This is a genomic window from Borreliella chilensis (assembly GCA_000808095.1).
GTDB lineage: Bacteria > Spirochaetota > Spirochaetia > Borreliales > Borreliaceae > Borreliella > Borreliella chilensis.
In genome coordinates this window covers 170580-185610 of the sequence record CP009910.1, presented here as the reverse complement: position 1 = coordinate 185610, position 15031 = coordinate 170580, and the positions used below count along the sequence as shown (strand labels likewise).

At 29.9% G+C, this 15031-nt stretch carries 13 protein-coding genes; 10 read left to right on the top strand and 3 right to left on the bottom strand.

Annotated elements, in window-relative coordinates; translation table 11 throughout:
* The 3 genes from OY14_00880 to OY14_00870 are packed head-to-tail and all read right to left on the bottom strand — an operon-like array spanning window position 1 to window position 3667.
* Window positions 1-1275, bottom strand: a complete 1275-nt coding sequence (locus tag OY14_00880; protein AJA90015.1) for a flagellar hook protein FlgL — start codon at window positions 1273-1275, stop codon at window positions 1-3.
* A 2-nt stretch (window positions 1276-1277) separates the two neighbouring features.
* Window positions 1278-3161 (bottom strand): flagellar hook protein FlgK, encoded by a 1884-nt coding sequence (locus OY14_00875; GenBank protein ID AJA90014.1) that lies wholly within the window; start codon window positions 3159-3161, stop codon window positions 1278-1280.
* Between the two features lie 11 nt (window positions 3162-3172).
* Window positions 3173-3667 (bottom strand): flagellar protein FlbF, encoded by a 495-nt coding sequence (locus OY14_00870; GenBank protein ID AJA90013.1) that lies wholly within the window; start codon window positions 3665-3667, stop codon window positions 3173-3175.
* Window positions 3668-3750: 83 nt separating this feature from the next.
* Between OY14_00870 and OY14_00865 the strand changes: the two genes are divergently transcribed.
* From OY14_00865 to OY14_00820, 10 genes are read left to right on the top strand one after another with little or no spacing between them, the layout of a single operon-like run.
* The gene (locus OY14_00865; protein ID AJA90012.1) at window positions 3751-5145 is read left to right on the top strand and encodes a tRNA modification GTPase TrmE; all 1395 of its coding nucleotides are present in this window, start codon (window positions 3751-3753) and stop codon (window positions 5143-5145) included.
* A gap of 2 nt (window positions 5146-5147) precedes the next feature.
* On the top strand, window positions 5148-7013 hold the full coding sequence (locus tag OY14_00860) for a tRNA uridine 5-carboxymethylaminomethyl modification protein (protein ID AJA90011.1): 1866 nt from the start codon (window positions 5148-5150) through the stop codon (window positions 7011-7013).
* Window positions 7010-7636: a 16S rRNA methyltransferase gene (locus OY14_00855; GenBank protein AJA90010.1), complete on the top strand. Its 627-nt coding sequence runs from the start codon at window positions 7010-7012 to the stop codon at window positions 7634-7636. The genes OY14_00860 and OY14_00855 overlap by 4 nt, the downstream gene beginning before the upstream one ends.
* Before the next feature lie 57 nt (window positions 7637-7693).
* Window positions 7694-8686: an ATPase gene (locus OY14_00850; protein ID AJA90009.1), complete on the top strand. Its 993-nt coding sequence runs from the start codon at window positions 7694-7696 to the stop codon at window positions 8684-8686.
* Between the two features lie 14 nt (window positions 8687-8700).
* Window positions 8701-9573 carry a hypothetical protein gene (locus OY14_00845; GenBank protein ID AJA90008.1) on the top strand — a complete coding sequence of 291 codons (873 nt, stop codon included), beginning with the start codon at window positions 8701-8703 and terminating at the stop codon, window positions 9571-9573.
* 6 nt (window positions 9574-9579) lie between these two features.
* A complete protein-coding gene (locus OY14_00840) occupies window positions 9580-10479 on the top strand; it encodes a hypothetical protein (GenBank protein ID AJA90007.1) in 900 nt (299 codons plus the stop codon).
* Window positions 10466-11467, top strand: a complete 1002-nt coding sequence (locus tag OY14_00835; GenBank protein ID AJA90006.1) for a hypothetical protein — start codon at window positions 10466-10468, stop codon at window positions 11465-11467. Before OY14_00840 ends, OY14_00835 begins: the two co-directional genes overlap by 14 nt.
* The gene (locus tag OY14_00830) at window positions 11464-12450 is read left to right on the top strand and encodes a von Willebrand factor A (protein ID AJA90632.1); all 987 of its coding nucleotides are present in this window, start codon (window positions 11464-11466) and stop codon (window positions 12448-12450) included. The genes OY14_00835 and OY14_00830 overlap by 4 nt, the downstream gene beginning before the upstream one ends.
* Complete coding sequence (locus tag OY14_00825; protein ID AJA90005.1) at window positions 12432-13019, top strand: hypothetical protein; 588 nt, start codon at window positions 12432-12434, stop codon at window positions 13017-13019. The genes OY14_00830 and OY14_00825 overlap by 19 nt, the downstream gene beginning before the upstream one ends.
* Window positions 13013-15016 carry a hypothetical protein gene (locus OY14_00820; GenBank protein AJA90631.1) on the top strand — a complete coding sequence of 668 codons (2004 nt, stop codon included), beginning with the start codon at window positions 13013-13015 and terminating at the stop codon, window positions 15014-15016. The genes OY14_00825 and OY14_00820 overlap by 7 nt, the downstream gene beginning before the upstream one ends.
* The last annotated feature ends 15 nt before the right edge of the window (window positions 15017-15031 follow it).

Genomic DNA, 15031 nt, shown 5'->3' with positions numbered 1-15031 from the left:
CTATTTTAGAAAATCTAATAAAGTTGTCTGCATTATTTTAGCAGAGACCCCCAAAGATACTTGATAAGCCAAGCTTGCCATGTTTAAATTGGTTATTGCCTTTGTTACGTCAAGATCAGTATATTGGACCATGTCCTCTTTCATGTCTGCAGCTTCTTTGCTTATCCTCTCATAACTTCTATCAAGCCTATTTTCTTTTGCTCCAAGATCTGCAACAGATATAAGCAATCTTTTTAAGCTCTCATCAATTTCTGCCAAGCTTCTACTTCCAACAAGCTCTTCTTTATTATTGTAAAGTGTGTCTCTGAGCTCAATAAGCGCATCAAAAATAGATCTGCTTCTAACTTCTGTGCTGCTAGAAAGGTTGTAAGGAGGTAGTTTGGTATCATTGTTTTTAGTAATTATTCCAAGTGTTTGCAAAACATTTGATTCTTTTGCTTCTGTTATCCAAATTTGGTGTGGAGTTGTAGTTTTAATAGATAATGAGTTTAAAACAGGGTCAACACTTGCTTCAACGGGTGCTGAAGATTCATTTATTTTTGCGACAATGTCAAGAGCAGTATCTCCTGCTGTTAATCCTATTTCAATATTGTCAATATAAATTTTTGTATTTTCTTTTACGGTAAATCCATTGGTGTTTATTGATGAGATAATATTTTGGTTTTGCAAGAAAAATATTTTATTTCCAGGATAATTATTTGATATGTGCACTTCATTGTAGACTTCTGTTTTTTTTTCAGCTTGGTTGCCGTTGTATTCTACGTTGATTATTTGGGGCCCTTCACCGTCTTTGCTTATTTTGCTTATTTTATTCTCTCTAGTTACTTTAAATGCTTCTCCATCAATTTTGGTCCCCGAGAATATACTATACCCATCAGGTCCTTTAGCGTTAGCTATTGCAACAGCATCTTCGAGCAAGGCATTTACTTCTTTTGATATCATTTTTTTGTCATCCGCTTCGTAAGTGCCGCTTGCCCCTTGAATGGCAATTTCTTTAGCTCGTGTTAGAATATTTGTAAGAGATTGTAGGTAGCCTTCTGTATATCTTAGATTGCCTTTAGAAGTGCCAATATTTTTCATGTAGACATTCAGCTTAAATATGTCACTATCTAGTCTAATTGCGTGAGTAACGCCTGTTGGATCGTTTCTTAGTTTTACAATCCTTTTGCCGCCTTTGTATAAATTTTCTAAAAGTTTCGTGATTTTAGACTCTTGCTCTGCTGCAGAGGTTTTTAAATTTTCATATGTTAATGGATGGCTTATTCTATTTATCATATTTATACTCCCATTTTATTTATTACTGTATCTATTAGTTCCGCAGAAACAGTAATAAATTTACTTGCTGCAATGAATGCTTGTTGAAATTCGATCATGTTTGCAAGTTCTTCATCTTTGTTTACTCCAGAAATAGACATTCTTAAGTCTGTTAAATCTTTTAATATTTGAGATTGGCTTTCTTTTGTTATTTCTGATATTTGCCCTTTTATTGCGATATTTGATGCTGTATTTGCAAAGTAATCATTTAATGTTAAATTTTTACCAATCATGATCTGAGAATTCCCAAAAGAGGAGATTCTCAGTGCTGCCTCATTATCCCCAATAGAAATTTCATTTGTTGGATTTCTGGTCCCTGCTGCTATTTTTGAAGGGTCTGAGTCTATAATGTCTGCAACTTTTATCCATGCTGCAGGATTTTTTAGAGGCGAGATTGAATAGGTAGCTTTGGGCGTTAATTTGTCTGTTGTGTCAATATTTTTATAATCATAAGCTCCCTCAGGTCCAGATACATTTAATATTCCTGTATATGTTGTTAGAAATAATCCAGAATCTTCTATATGTTTGATTTTGAATTCTATGTTTTCATCTTTTTGTTCTTTAACCGCTTTAATTTCAAGCTTGCCTTCTGAGTTAATTCTTACTGTAACTTGTGCGCTGGAATTGTTTATTCTATTTATAACATCTTGAACTGTGTCTGGAGCATTATAAGGTATTTCTATGATTTCATTGCTATTTGTAGCCTCAAATTTAAGAGTTCCGTAAAATCCTAATTTTTCTTCTGGGAATATTTCGTTTGTGCTATTAATTTTGAAAATATGAACAGAATCAAATTGACCATTTGAGTTAGTATCGTATCTACCGCGATCATCGGTTAGCTTTAGTTCTTGAGAAAAAAAGTTTCTTCCACTTTTTTTGTCCATTCCGTGTCCTGCTTCATGTATTTCGTTAACCAGTTCTACAATGTTGATAGCTATATTATTCAGTTCATTGATTTCATTTTGGATCTCTTCATCTCTTGTAGTAAGCAGAGATCCCAACTTTCCTGTTTCAAGATGAACTTTGTCATTATTTGTCCACAAAATGTTCCATTTGGTTCTAGTAGGTCCATTTGCGGCTTCTAGTTTAAACTCATTGGCAATTGAACCTTGTACAAGGTGCCTTCCTTCCGAGTGAACCAAAAATTCATTAGGATCTTGTTTGTTTTCAATTGATATATTTATTAAATTGCCTAATTTTTCAACCATTAAATCTCTTGTGTCCATTAAGTCATTTGGATTGTCTTTCATTGCTTGAGATTTTGAGATTTGTTTATTAAGATTTGCAATGTTTCTAATGTAATTGTTTGCTTCATCTGTTGTAATTTTTATTTCATCGTTTGCCATTATATATATTCTTTCAAGTGAATGGAATCTACTTCTTATTACTTCGCAAAAAGATTTGCCTCTCTCTAAGATTATCTTTCTTTCTGCTAAACCTTGCGGTTGGTTTGCTAAATCATGCCAGCTTTCCCAAAAATCATTTAATCTTTTTCTTATTGATTGATCTTCAGGTTCGTTATAAACATCTTCTAACATTGATATAAATTTGTCTTGTGATGTCCAATATCCTAGTCGGTGTGATTCTTCAATTATTCTTGTGTTAAGTAACTCATCTTTTACTCTGTCTATAGATTGAACCATAATTCCCTGACCCAATTGTCCTTGTTTTTTAGCTCTGTTTAGTTGTGGAGCATAAAGAGGAATTTCGGTTTTCATTGTTACCCTTTGCCTTGAATATCCAGGCTTTGTGGCATTGGATAAGTTGTGACCAACTGTATTCATAGCATCTTTATGTGCAAATAAGCTTCTTTTACCAATTTCTATTCCTGAGAATGTTGAATCCACTCTAAACTCCTTTAAAGTTTTTTATTTATTAAAACGGAAGCTTCATTTGAGCGTCCAATTTTTGGCCCGTAAGGGTTTTTGTAAGTTACATTTTCTACACTTTCTTGGATATCTTGAAATATTATTGCTAGCATGTCAAGGGATGTGTTTACATAGTTTTGTATTATGTAATTTACATTTCTGATATTCAGTATTCCAATTTTCAATTTGTGTAGATATTCGTATATTTCTTTTTTATAAATTGTAGTCAATTTTTCTACAGCCTCGTAAGTTGACTCAAAGTTTTTATTTTTGGTGAATTCTTGCCAAATTTCGCTTCTTTTGCTTTCAATTTCTTTAAAATTCTCAAGCAATATTTTTGTTTTGTTTGCAATCTCTTTAAGTTTTATTTCATTCTTATTGTCTATGTGATCTTTTATTTTTAAGTATGATCTATATATTTCTTCTACTAAGGTAAGTTCTTTTTTTAGAATTTCTCTTAGTTCAATTTCTAGCTTTGCTTTCATTTTTATAAAATTAATTATAAGCCATTATAAAGATATTTACAAATCAACTTTGTCTTTTTGTTGTGTTATAATACATTATAGATATGAATAAGCTTTTTGAGAGAGATGATGATATTGTAGCTCTTGCAACCCCTTTTTTAAGTAGTGCCTTATGTGTAATTCGTAGCAGCGGTGATTCTTCTATTTTAAAATTTTCTAAAATCTTTTCAAATCATTTAGCTCTCAATTCATCGCCTGGAAATACCATCCATTACGGTTACATATTAGATAATGAGAACAATTGTAAGGTAGATGAAGTTGTTGTGTGTTTGTATCGGGCACCAAAAAGCTTTACAGGCCAAGATGCTATTGAAGTTATAGCTCACGGTTCTTTGATTGGAATTAAGAAAATTATAGATTTGTTTTTAAAAAGTGGATTTAGAATGGCTGAGCCTGGTGAATTTACTTTGCGATCATTTCTTGCTAAAAAAATTGATCTTACAAAGGCAGAGGCAATTAATGAGATTATTTTTGCCAAGACTGATAAAGCTTATTCTCTTGCAGTTAATAAGCTTTCTGGAGCTTTATTTGTTAAAATAGATACGATAAAAAAATGTATTTTAAATTTTCTCTCAGCTGTTAGTGTTTATCTTGATTATGAGGTTGATGAGCATGAAGTTAGCATTCCTTTTGACTTGATTTTAAATAGTAAAGAAGAACTTAAAAAATTAATTAATTCCTATATGGTTTATGAAAAAATTAATCATGGTTTTGCTTTGGTCTTAGCAGGTTCTGTTAATGCTGGAAAGTCTTCTTTATTCAATTTGTTTCTAAAAAAAGATAGATCTATTGTCTCTTCATATCCTGGTACTACAAGAGATTATATTGAAGCAAGTTTTGAACTTGATGGTATTTTGTTTAATCTTTTTGATACAGCAGGTCTTAGAGATGCTGATAATGTTGTTGAGAGATTAGGAATTGAAAAGAGTAATTCTTTAATAAAAGAAGCATCGTTAGTAATTTATGTAATCGATGTTAGTTCAAATTTAACGAGAGATGATTTTTCATTTATTGATTCAAATAAATCTAATAGTAAAGTATTATTTGTTTTAAATAAAATAGACTTAAAAATAAATAGAGCTACTGAAGAATTTGTTCGTTTGAATGTTTTAAATTCTTCAAATTTAATAATGATTAGTACTAAAAATTTAGAAGGAATAGATATTCTTTATGACAAAATAAAAGCGTTAATCTCTTATGAGAGAGTAGAGATTGGATATGATGATATAATAATATCATCAAGTCGTCAGAAGCAACTTTTAGAGAAAGCTTATTCTTTGATTATAGATTTATTAAGCAAAATTGATCGCCAAGTAAATTATGATATGTTGGCATTTGATGCTTATGAGATTATTAACTGTTTAGGGGAGATAACAGGAGAAGTTAGTAGTGAAGATGTTCTTGACAATATGTTTAAAAATTTTTGTTTGGGGAAATAAATATGGATTTTGATGCAATTGTTATTGGAGGAGGGCATGCAGGAATTGAAGCTGCTCTTGTTCTTTCAAGGTTGAATTTTAAAACTTTAATGATTACCCAAAATTTAGATACAATCGGTAAGCTTTCTTGCAATCCAGCTATTGGTGGTCTTGCAAAAGGTAATATGGTTAGAGAAATTGATGCTCTTGGTGGTGAGATGGGTCGTATTATTGATTTTAGCATGATTCAATTTAGAGTTTTAAACAAAAGTCGTGGTCCTGCAGTTCAAGCTCCGCGTGCTCAAGCTGACAAATTAATGTACCAAACCAAGGCTAAAGAAACTTTAGAACGTCAAGACAATCTTGATCTATTTCAAGATACTGTTGTTGATTTTCTTCTTAACTCTATGAGAAATGAAATTGAAGGCGTTGTTACAGAAAGAGGTAATAAGTTTAGATCAAGCGTTGTAGTACTTACAACAGGTACATTTCTTCGAGGCAAAATATTTATTGGTGAGTATAAAGCCAATATGGGTAGACTTGCTGAAGTTTCTGCTTATGGGCTTGATAAAACCTTGCTTAGTCTTGGATTTGAAATGGGTAGGCTCAAAACAGGCACTCCAGCAAGAATTCATAAAAAAAGTGTGGACTTTTCAAAGACTGAGGTTCAATTTGGAGATTCGGATATCATTCCCTTTTCTTTTTCAAATGGCAAGTTAGACAAATCTCAGCTTTCATGTTATGTTACCTACACTAATAAAAAGACTCATGAAATAATTAGTGAGAATATGCACTTGTCGCCTCTTTATTCTGGTGAAATTGTGGGAAATGGTCCAAGATATTGTCCTTCTATTGAGGATAAAATAGTAAAATTTAAAGATAAAGATAGACATCAAATTTTTATTGAGCCTGAAGGATTTAATACAGAAGAAATGTATCTTAATGGGCTTAGTTCTTCTTTGCCTGAAAGTATCCAACAAAAGTTGATTAACAGTATTAAAGGGCTTGAGCATGCGGTTATTACAAGGCCTGGTTATGCTGTTGAGTATGATTATATAAATCCAATTGAACTTTATCCAAATCTTGAGAGTAAAAGAGTTAAAAGGCTTTTTATAGCAGGCCAGACTAATGGCTCTTCAGGATATGAAGAAGCAGCAGCTCAAGGGTTAATGGCTGGGATTAATGCGGCCCTTAAATTGCAAGATAAAAAACCAATGATTTTAACAAGAACCAGTTCTTATATTGGGGTTCTTATTGATGATCTTGTTACTAAAGGCACTAAAGAGCCTTACAGAATGTTTACCTCAAGAGCTGAGCATAGACTTAATTTAAGACATGATACTAGCGACAAGCGTTTGATTAAGATAGGATATGATCTTGGACTTGTTGATGAGGAGAGATATTCAAGATATCTTTTTAAGAAGAAAAGGGTTGAAGAGATAAAAGAGCTCTTAAGGCAAAGGCGCCTTAGCTTAAAAGATGCTGCTGATGAACAATTAAAAAAACATGTTAGTAAAGATTTTTACCATATTTTAAAAGATCCGTCTATTAGTTTAGATAATCTTATCAAGATTGATCCAAGTTTAAGTGATTCAAAAATAATTTTGGAGCAAGTTGAATTGGATGTTAAGTATGAAGGTTATATTAATAGACAAAAAGATTTGATTAAAAAACTTCATAATCTTGAACTTGTAAAGCTTCCATTTGATTTTAATTATGAGATTATTGAAGGTCTTTCAAGAGAAGCTAGAGAGAAATTTTCTAAGATTCAGCCAGCTACTCTTGCTCAAGCAAGTCGAATTCCCGGAATAAGAAATACAGATATTACTGTTTTGTTTATATATTTTTCAAATCCTAAAAACAAGGTAGTTTTAAATTTTTCTTTATGATAAGTGATATTGAACTTGCTTTGTCAGAACGGAATTTTCACTTTACTTACAAAGATATTCAGAAAATAAATTTATATATAGAGAGAATTTTACTTTTAAATACCAGGTTTAATTTAATTTCAAATAGTCATAGCAACTTCGATTCTATTTTGAATTTGCATGTCATAGATTCTCTTTTGGGATTGCCTGTTATTAAAGAGATTAATCCTTCTGAAATTCTTGATGTTGGAAGTGGAGCTGGATTTCCGGGTATTATTTTGGCTATTTTTGACACGTCTAGAAAATATTATCTTTTAGAGAGAGGTAAAAAAAAGTCTACTTTTTTGAAAATGATAAAATTAGAACTTGATTTAGAAAATGTAAAAATTTTAGAATATGAGATTGAAAGAGAAAAAAACAATTATGAGTTTATTACAATTAGAGCTTTTAGAAATATTAATGAATATGCTTTGATTTTAAAGAATCTTTTAAAGAGTGGTGGTTTAATTATGGCTTATAAGGGTAGATTTGATAGAATAAACTTTGAAGTCAATCAAGTTAAGAGGTTGTTTAGTAAAATAGAAGTAAGATCTTTAGATTTAAAAGCAGGCATGGATAGAAATTTAGTTTTGCTTTACAGATAATTACTGCTACCCTTTGGGTTAAGTTTATATTTTAGAGTGATTTTTATCAGGAGTATTATGAAGAGTGGTTTTCAGATAGATTCAGAAGTAGAGAATGCATTACATTTGATAAATAAATTTAGAAGAGAGGTTTCAAGCAGAATACTTGGGCAAAAAGAAATGATAGATGCTATTTTAATGGGTCTTTTAACAGAGGGGCATGTTTTGCTTGAAGGAGTTCCAGGCCTTGCTAAGACTCTTGCAATTCAAACTGTATCTGATGTTCTTGATCTTGAATTTAAGCGTATACAGTTTACTCCAGATCTTTTGCCATCCGATCTTACAGGGAATATGGTTTATAAAAGTGCTACAGGGACTTTTAAGGTTAGAAAAGGCCCAGTATTTTCAAATATTATTTTAGCAGATGAAATCAATAGGGCTCCTGCAAAAGTTCAGGCTGCTCTTCTTGAAGCAATGGGTGAAAGGCAGGTAACTCTTGGAGACGAAACGCATAGGCTTCCAGATCCATTTTTTGTTCTTGCTACTCAAAATCCAATAGAGCAAGAAGGGACTTATAATTTGCCAGAATCTCAACTTGATAGATTTTTATTAAAAGTGAATGTTCATTATCCGTCAGTACAAGATGAAGTGAGACTTTTGAAAATATTTTCAGTGGATGGGCGTCTTGAAAATATTAAAGTTGCAAAAGTAATGAATGCTTATTCGTTGGCTGATATTAAGAGAACAGTTGGTAGAGTAAAAGTTGATGACAAAATAATGCTTTATATTGTTACTTTAATCTCGGCTTCTCGTGAGAGAGATAAAAAAACTTATCCTTTTGCTAAATATATTGAATTTGGAGCATCTCCCAGGGCTTCTCTTAGTCTATTAAAGTGTGCCCGTGTTAATGCTCTTTATGAAGGGCGAGTATTTGTTCTTCCAGAAGATGTCAAGGCTGTGGCCTACAGTGTATTAAGACATAGAATTACGCCATCTTATGAGGCAGAGGTGGAAGAAATGAGCATTGATGATATTATTAAAATGCTTCTTTCTGCTGTAGCGCTTCCTTAGGAAATAATTTTGAAATGATACAAAATAACGAAATAAGCAATAGTACTAAAACCAGGATAAAAGCTTTAAAGTTTTTTTCAAGGAAAATGCTTTCAGAGCTAAATTTTGGTGGTTATCGTTCAATTTTTAAGGGACTTGGTCTTGAATTTCATGAATTTAGGCCTTATGAGGATTCTGATGATGCTAGATTTATTGATTGGAATGTGAGTTCAAAAGCTGATAGTATTTTTTCAAAGGTTTTCAAAGAAGATAGGGGAATGAGTCTTCATCTTCTTGTTGACAATTCACTTTCTATGAGCTTGGGGGACAAGGTAAATAAAAAGGATGTTCAGGATTTGTTGGTTTCTATTTTTGCACATATGGCATTTTTTAATAATGATAAAATAGGCGTTACCTTTTTTTCAGGCGAAACAGACAAGTTTATACCATCTAGTAAAGGACATTCACACTTGGGGTTGATATTAAGTGAAACGATCAATAGAAATCTTAAGCCAGGTAGTAGCTTAGCTTATATTTTTAAAAATACGGCAGAATATTACAAGAAAAGATCTTTGATTATAATTATTTCTGATTTTAAGGCAGATGCTTATTTTAAATCTTTAAATGTTTTAAGCAAGAGGCATAATGTTGTTGCTATAAGAATTTCAGATTTTTTTGATGAAAATTTTCCCAAAATTGGAACTTTGATTTGCGAAGATATTGAAACTGGAGAGAACTATTTAGTCTCAGGATTTAGCAAGTTAACATTAAATGGTTATAAAAACTATTGGACTCTTGATAAAATAAAGTGGAAAAAAGAATGTATTAAAAAAAATATTAGTTATATTGATATTAATACTAAAGAAGATGTTTTTAAAAAACTTAAAATTCTTCTTAAAAAAGGATAATGGATTTTGAAGGCAGTTATTTCAAATCTTTTTCTTTTTTTACCCGTATTTTTACATTCTTATGAAATAAAAAATGAAATATTTATGCCAACTCGTTATTATGTAGGCGATTCTGTTGATTTTAAAGTTTCATTAATTTTAAATGCTGGTGAGGAGTTTCTTCCTGTAGATTTTAAAGAGATTAAAAATGAATTTGTTGAAGTAAATTCGATTAGTTTTAATAACATAACAAATGAAATAATAGTTAATTTTGTTTCTTTTTATATTGGAAGCAGTTCTCTTCCTTCTATTTATATTGGAGATGTAATTAACAATGGTAAAAAAAATAAATTGATTCTAGAGAATGTAAAAATCAATACAGATAAACTAGTATCTAATAATTCTGATTTTAAAATCAAAAATATAGAGGGTGTTTTGTTTATTCCTGGAACAAGCGCCTATTTGTTTTTATTTATTCTTGTTTTGTTTTTGATTCCTTATTTGATTATTAAGCTTTTAAAGCTTTTAAATAGGTTTTTAATTTATTTGGTAGTTAAACATGGACTTAAAAAGCCTTATAAAATATTGCAAAAACAGCTTGCTATTTTGTCTAAATACGTTAGAGAAGGTGTGGATCAAAGTACATTTTACAATTTAATAAATTCTTCTTTAAGGGTTTATTTATCTAAAAAAACAGGCTTTGATTTTAATGCGATTACTACAACAGAAATTTCAACAATTTTGCAAGATCTTAGGATTCCTTATGAGATTCGTTCAATTTTTATTAATACCTTAAGACTTTCTGATTTTAGTAAATTTAGTGGTGTTAATTTAGTATTTGATAGCTTGTCAGTTGTTTTGGAGGACTTAAGAGCTGCCACGTCGAATTTTGAGGAATTTAATAGAGGCGCTAATGTTGACATTTAATGAGCCTTTGTATTTGTTTTTATTGGTAATTTTACCTTTAATAATTTATTTTAATCATTTTTTTAAAAATAGAGGAGGCAAGATAAAATTTCCAATATCACTTTATGGCAATTCTAACTCTTTAAAGCTTAAGGATTATAGATTAAATTTGATGTATTTTTTTACACATTCTTTTTTATATTTAGCTTTAATAGTTATGGTGTTTGCTTTAGCAGGTCCTTCAGTTTCAAAAAAGAAGATGATGCATCTTAGTGCTGGTGCTGACATTGTCGTTGTTCTCGATATATCGCCTAGTATGGGAGCTGTTGAGTTTTCTTCTAAGAATAGGCTTGAATTTTCAAAAGAATTGATTAGACGTTTTATTTCTCAGCGTGAAAATGATAATATTGGTTTAGTAGCTTTTGCAAAAGATGCTTCAATAGTGGTGCCCATAACAACAGATAGGGATTTTTTTAATAAAAAGCTAGATGATATTTATATTATGGATCTTGGCAATGGGTCTGCTTTAGGATTAGGCATTTCTATTGCTCTTTCTCATTTAAAGCATTCTGAAGCTCTTAAAAGATCGATAATAGTTTTAACAGATGGAGTTGTTAATTCAGATGAGATTTATAAAGATCAAGTGATTAACCTTGCTCAAGGTTTAAATGTTAAGATTTATTCTATTGGTATTGGAAGTTCTGAAGAATTTAGTGTTGATTTTAAATTAAGATCTGGTAAATTTTATCAAGGAAGTCTTAAAGAGGTTTATGATCCTAGTATGCTTGCTGAGATTTCAAATAAAACAGGAGGACTTTTTTATTCGGTTAATGATGATTTTTCTTTTCAATTTGCAATTCAAGATTTTTCAAAAAAGGAGAATTTAGAGAGAAAAATTAAAATAGCTGTGGACAATAAAGATATTTATAAGGAATTTTTAGTTTTAGCGTTTTGTTTATTATTTATTTATTTTATTTTTACAAAAATTTTCTTAAAAGAGATACTATGAGCATAAATAATTATAGCGCTTTCTACTTTTTTTTTATTTTAATATGGATTTTTTTTATATGTGTTCTTGATTTTAGACGAAATATTCCGTTTTTTAAAACCTTAAGCTTTATGTACAGAGATACCTCTTATATCCAGAATTACTACATTAAAAAAGCCCTTATGACAATGTTTTTTATTTTTAGCTTGATTTTTTTGATTTTATCTATTTTAGATATTTCTTGGGGACAAAGAGCTGTTGAAGATGAGAGAAGTAGATTGAGAATTTCTTTTATTTTTGATATTTCTCGTAGCATGTTAAGTATAGATGAAGGTAAAACTATTAATAGACTTGAGAGCGCTAAGAATGTAATTAGTTTAATTTTAAGTAATTTTGAAAATGCAGAATATTCTCTTACGATTTTTAAAGGCAAGCCCATATTGGTTTTGCCCTTTTCTAAGGATAAAAACAGTTTAAACAAGATGTTAAATTATATAGAGCCTGATTTAATAAGCTCTCCTGGGAGTTTTTTAGGGGATGCTGTTTTTAGCGTAATCTCTAGTGTACAGGATGACTCTTATTATAACTTTTTAGTTGTTTTAACAGATGGTGATGATTGGGGAGAGAATAATTACTATAGGTTTTCTAAATTCGTGAATAATTTAAAGTTAGAAAGTTTTATAATTGGGGTTGGTGGTCATAATCCTGTTTTATTTGATAATAACTTAAGTGTTAAAGACAAGAATGGAAATTTTGTTAAAACTGTAATAAATGAAGAGAATTTACTTCTTCTAACATCTTCTCTTAAAGGATCATATTATAACTTATATTTAAAAGGGATTAATTTTGTTGTCAATGATATAAGAAATGGTATAATAAGAAGGACGTCAAATGATATTATACTTGTTGATGTATCAAGGTATAAGATTTTTTTGGTTAGTTCATTATTGTTTATTTTTATGTATATGTTTGTCAGGATGATAAAGTGGGACGAAACTTTTTAGCAATTTTGTATGCTTGTTTTTTATGTCTAAGTTTTTTGTCTTGTTCAAATATTAAGTCCATGTCCTTAATGGCTATTGGTAATTATGAATATGTTAGAGGAAATTATCAAAATGCAATTTCAAATTATTACAATCTTGTAGATGATAAAAAATATTCTGCTTGGGGATACTACAATCTTGGTATTGTATACTATTCTTTAGGTGAATATGAGAGTTCTCTTAGAATATTCTCTTATGCAAAGAAAACTAACGATATTTTTTTAAATTTTAATGTCAATTATAATGAGGGGATAATATATTATAATCAGGGACTTTATCAGAAGGCTGAGATGGCTTTTAAGGAGGCTTTGAAAATTAATCCTGGTAGTTATAATGCTAAATATAATCTTGAACTTGCCATAATAAAAAAACGTACAGTGCGTGACAGTTTAGATTCTTTAAGTGTAGAAAAAAGTAGAAATTTTGTTGAAAACAATGAAAATTTTTTAAGGTATGTTGAAAATCTTGAGAGGGTTGTATGGTTGAGGAAAATAGACGAAAGTTTAGTTGTTCCAAAAGAAGATTGGTAATATTTTTTATTTATTTTTTTTCAATCGTAAGGCTTTATTCGCTTACAGGTATTGATTTTGTTAAAAATATTAATGTTTTAAGAGGTGATAAATTTATTCAGGTTGTAAGGCTTAACAATCCTTTAAAAGACATTGATATAAGTTTGCTAAAAGTTGAAGTAAGCAAAGAAGTCCAATCCAATTCCAATGTTTTGTCAATATCTAATATAACAGATAATAATGTTTCTTTTATAGAGATTAAAGTTGAATATTTTTTTGAAAGTCTGGGATTTATTAAGATTCCCCCATTAAAAGTAATTTATAAAAGCGATTTTTATTTATCTTCAGAAGTTGAAGTGAGTGTGTTAAGAGTAGATGAAATAAATTCTTTTGGGTTGCCAGTTGATTTATATTGGGATCTTGATAAAAGAGATGTTTATGAATATCAAAGCATCGGCCTTGTTTTGCGTTCCAATTGGCTTTCGGATAGCAATTCTAATGAGATGTCTGGATTTTTGCCTGCTATTAAGGATGCAATGATTGAAAAGATGCCCATATTTGGAGACATTAAATATAGAACTTTTTATAACAAAGAAATTTTAGATGTACCTCTTTATAACTTTGTGCTAACCCCTTTAAAGGGTTCAAAAAATGTTTTGATTCCCAGTTTTTCTTTTAACATTGATTCTGGTCTTGTTAGAAAAACTCCCGATCTTTTGTTAAAAGTTAAACCAATTCCTGAAGAGGTTAAATCTTTAGCAGTAGGAACTTTTAGAATTGATTATGAAACTCCGACTTCTTCGATAATTGAGCAGGATATATTTACAATTTTAATAAAAATCACAGGGCAGGGAAATTTTCCACATTTTTATTTTCCAGAGATTGAAACTTATAATTCTAGAATTCTTAATAAAAAGAAAAATTATAGTTTCAATCCTTCTAAGAATGGATATAAGGGCAGTGTTTCTCAAATTTATACAGTTAAGCCTGATAATAAAGGCAGTGTATTTCTAAATATTGGTGATTTTAACTATTTAGATCCTGATAATGGAATGGTTTATACCCTTAAAGGGAAGAAATTGAAGTACGAGTATTTGAGAGAGTTTAACAGCGGAAGCAAACCGCATAATAATGTAGATGCTAGTTTTAAATTATTGTCTTATGCTGATATTTTAAATTGCAAAAATAAAACTTTTTTGTTTTTTGTTCCATACTATTATTTACTTTTAATTCCGGGATTTTTATTATCTTTAGCTATTTTAATTAAATATAAACAATTTTTTGCAGCGTCAAGTTTTGGGCTAGTTATTTTAATATTGGCTGTTGGCATTAGTTTAAATGCCGTAAATGACGATTTGTTGTCAGAAAAAAATATAAATGATTTGATTGAAAACTATAATACCAAAAATTATGATGTTGCGCTTGTTAAGATTGATAATATTCTTAAAAAATATCCAAATTATTCAGGACTTTGGCTAAATAGAGCTCTTGTTTTGAGTAAAATGGACAGGGATTTTGATGCTATTTATTCAGCTTATAAGGCATTTTTAGCTTCTCCAAATAATGAAACTTCTTATAAAGTTATTGACTTGGTTGAAACTAAAAATGGAGCTACAGGCAATGTTCGTAACAATAGTTTTATCTTTTCTAACATTTTTTTTATTATTAGCTTATTTCTAATAAATTTTTTAGTAGTGTCTATTTCTTATAGATTTTTAGCAAAAAATTTAAAAAAAATAATTATATTTTTACTTTTTTCTACTGTTTGTTTTACTGTATTTGAAACATATTATTTTTATTCTAAGCAACAATCTGAAATAGGCATTATTAAAGGTGATTTAGTTTCTCTTTATAAAGTTCCTGACAATTTTTCAAGGAGTTGGAGATTTTTAAAAGGAAATGTGAGCGTTTACATTCTTGACAGCAAAGATGATTTTGTGCTTATTGAAACAAGCTATGGACTTCAAGGATGGATTCATAAAAATTTTGTTGTATCTTTAAAAGATAATTTGATCTAAAAATAAATAATTACA

Excerpts from the sequence above, each read along its gene's own strand:
- OY14_00865 (AJA90012.1), top strand. The coding sequence starts at position 3,751 with ATGAATAAGCTTTTTGAGAGAGATGATGATATTGTAGCTCTTGCAACC.
- OY14_00850 (AJA90009.1), top strand. The coding sequence starts at position 7,694 with ATGAAGAGTGGTTTTCAGATAGATTCAGAAGTAGAGAATGCATTACAT.
- OY14_00880 (AJA90015.1), bottom strand. The coding sequence starts at position 1,275 with ATGATAAATAGAATAAGCCATCCATTAACATATGAAAATTTAAAAACC.
- OY14_00860 (AJA90011.1), top strand. The coding sequence starts at position 5,148 with ATGGATTTTGATGCAATTGTTATTGGAGGAGGGCATGCAGGAATTGAA.
- OY14_00855 (AJA90010.1), top strand. The coding sequence starts at position 7,010 with ATGATAAGTGATATTGAACTTGCTTTGTCAGAACGGAATTTTCACTTT.
- OY14_00845 (AJA90008.1), top strand. The coding sequence starts at position 8,701 with ATGATACAAAATAACGAAATAAGCAATAGTACTAAAACCAGGATAAAA.
- OY14_00830 (AJA90632.1), top strand. The coding sequence starts at position 11,464 with ATGAGCATAAATAATTATAGCGCTTTCTACTTTTTTTTTATTTTAATA.
- OY14_00835 (AJA90006.1), top strand. The coding sequence starts at position 10,466 with ATGTTGACATTTAATGAGCCTTTGTATTTGTTTTTATTGGTAATTTTA.
- OY14_00870 (AJA90013.1), bottom strand. The coding sequence starts at position 3,667 with ATGAAAGCAAAGCTAGAAATTGAACTAAGAGAAATTCTAAAAAAAGAA.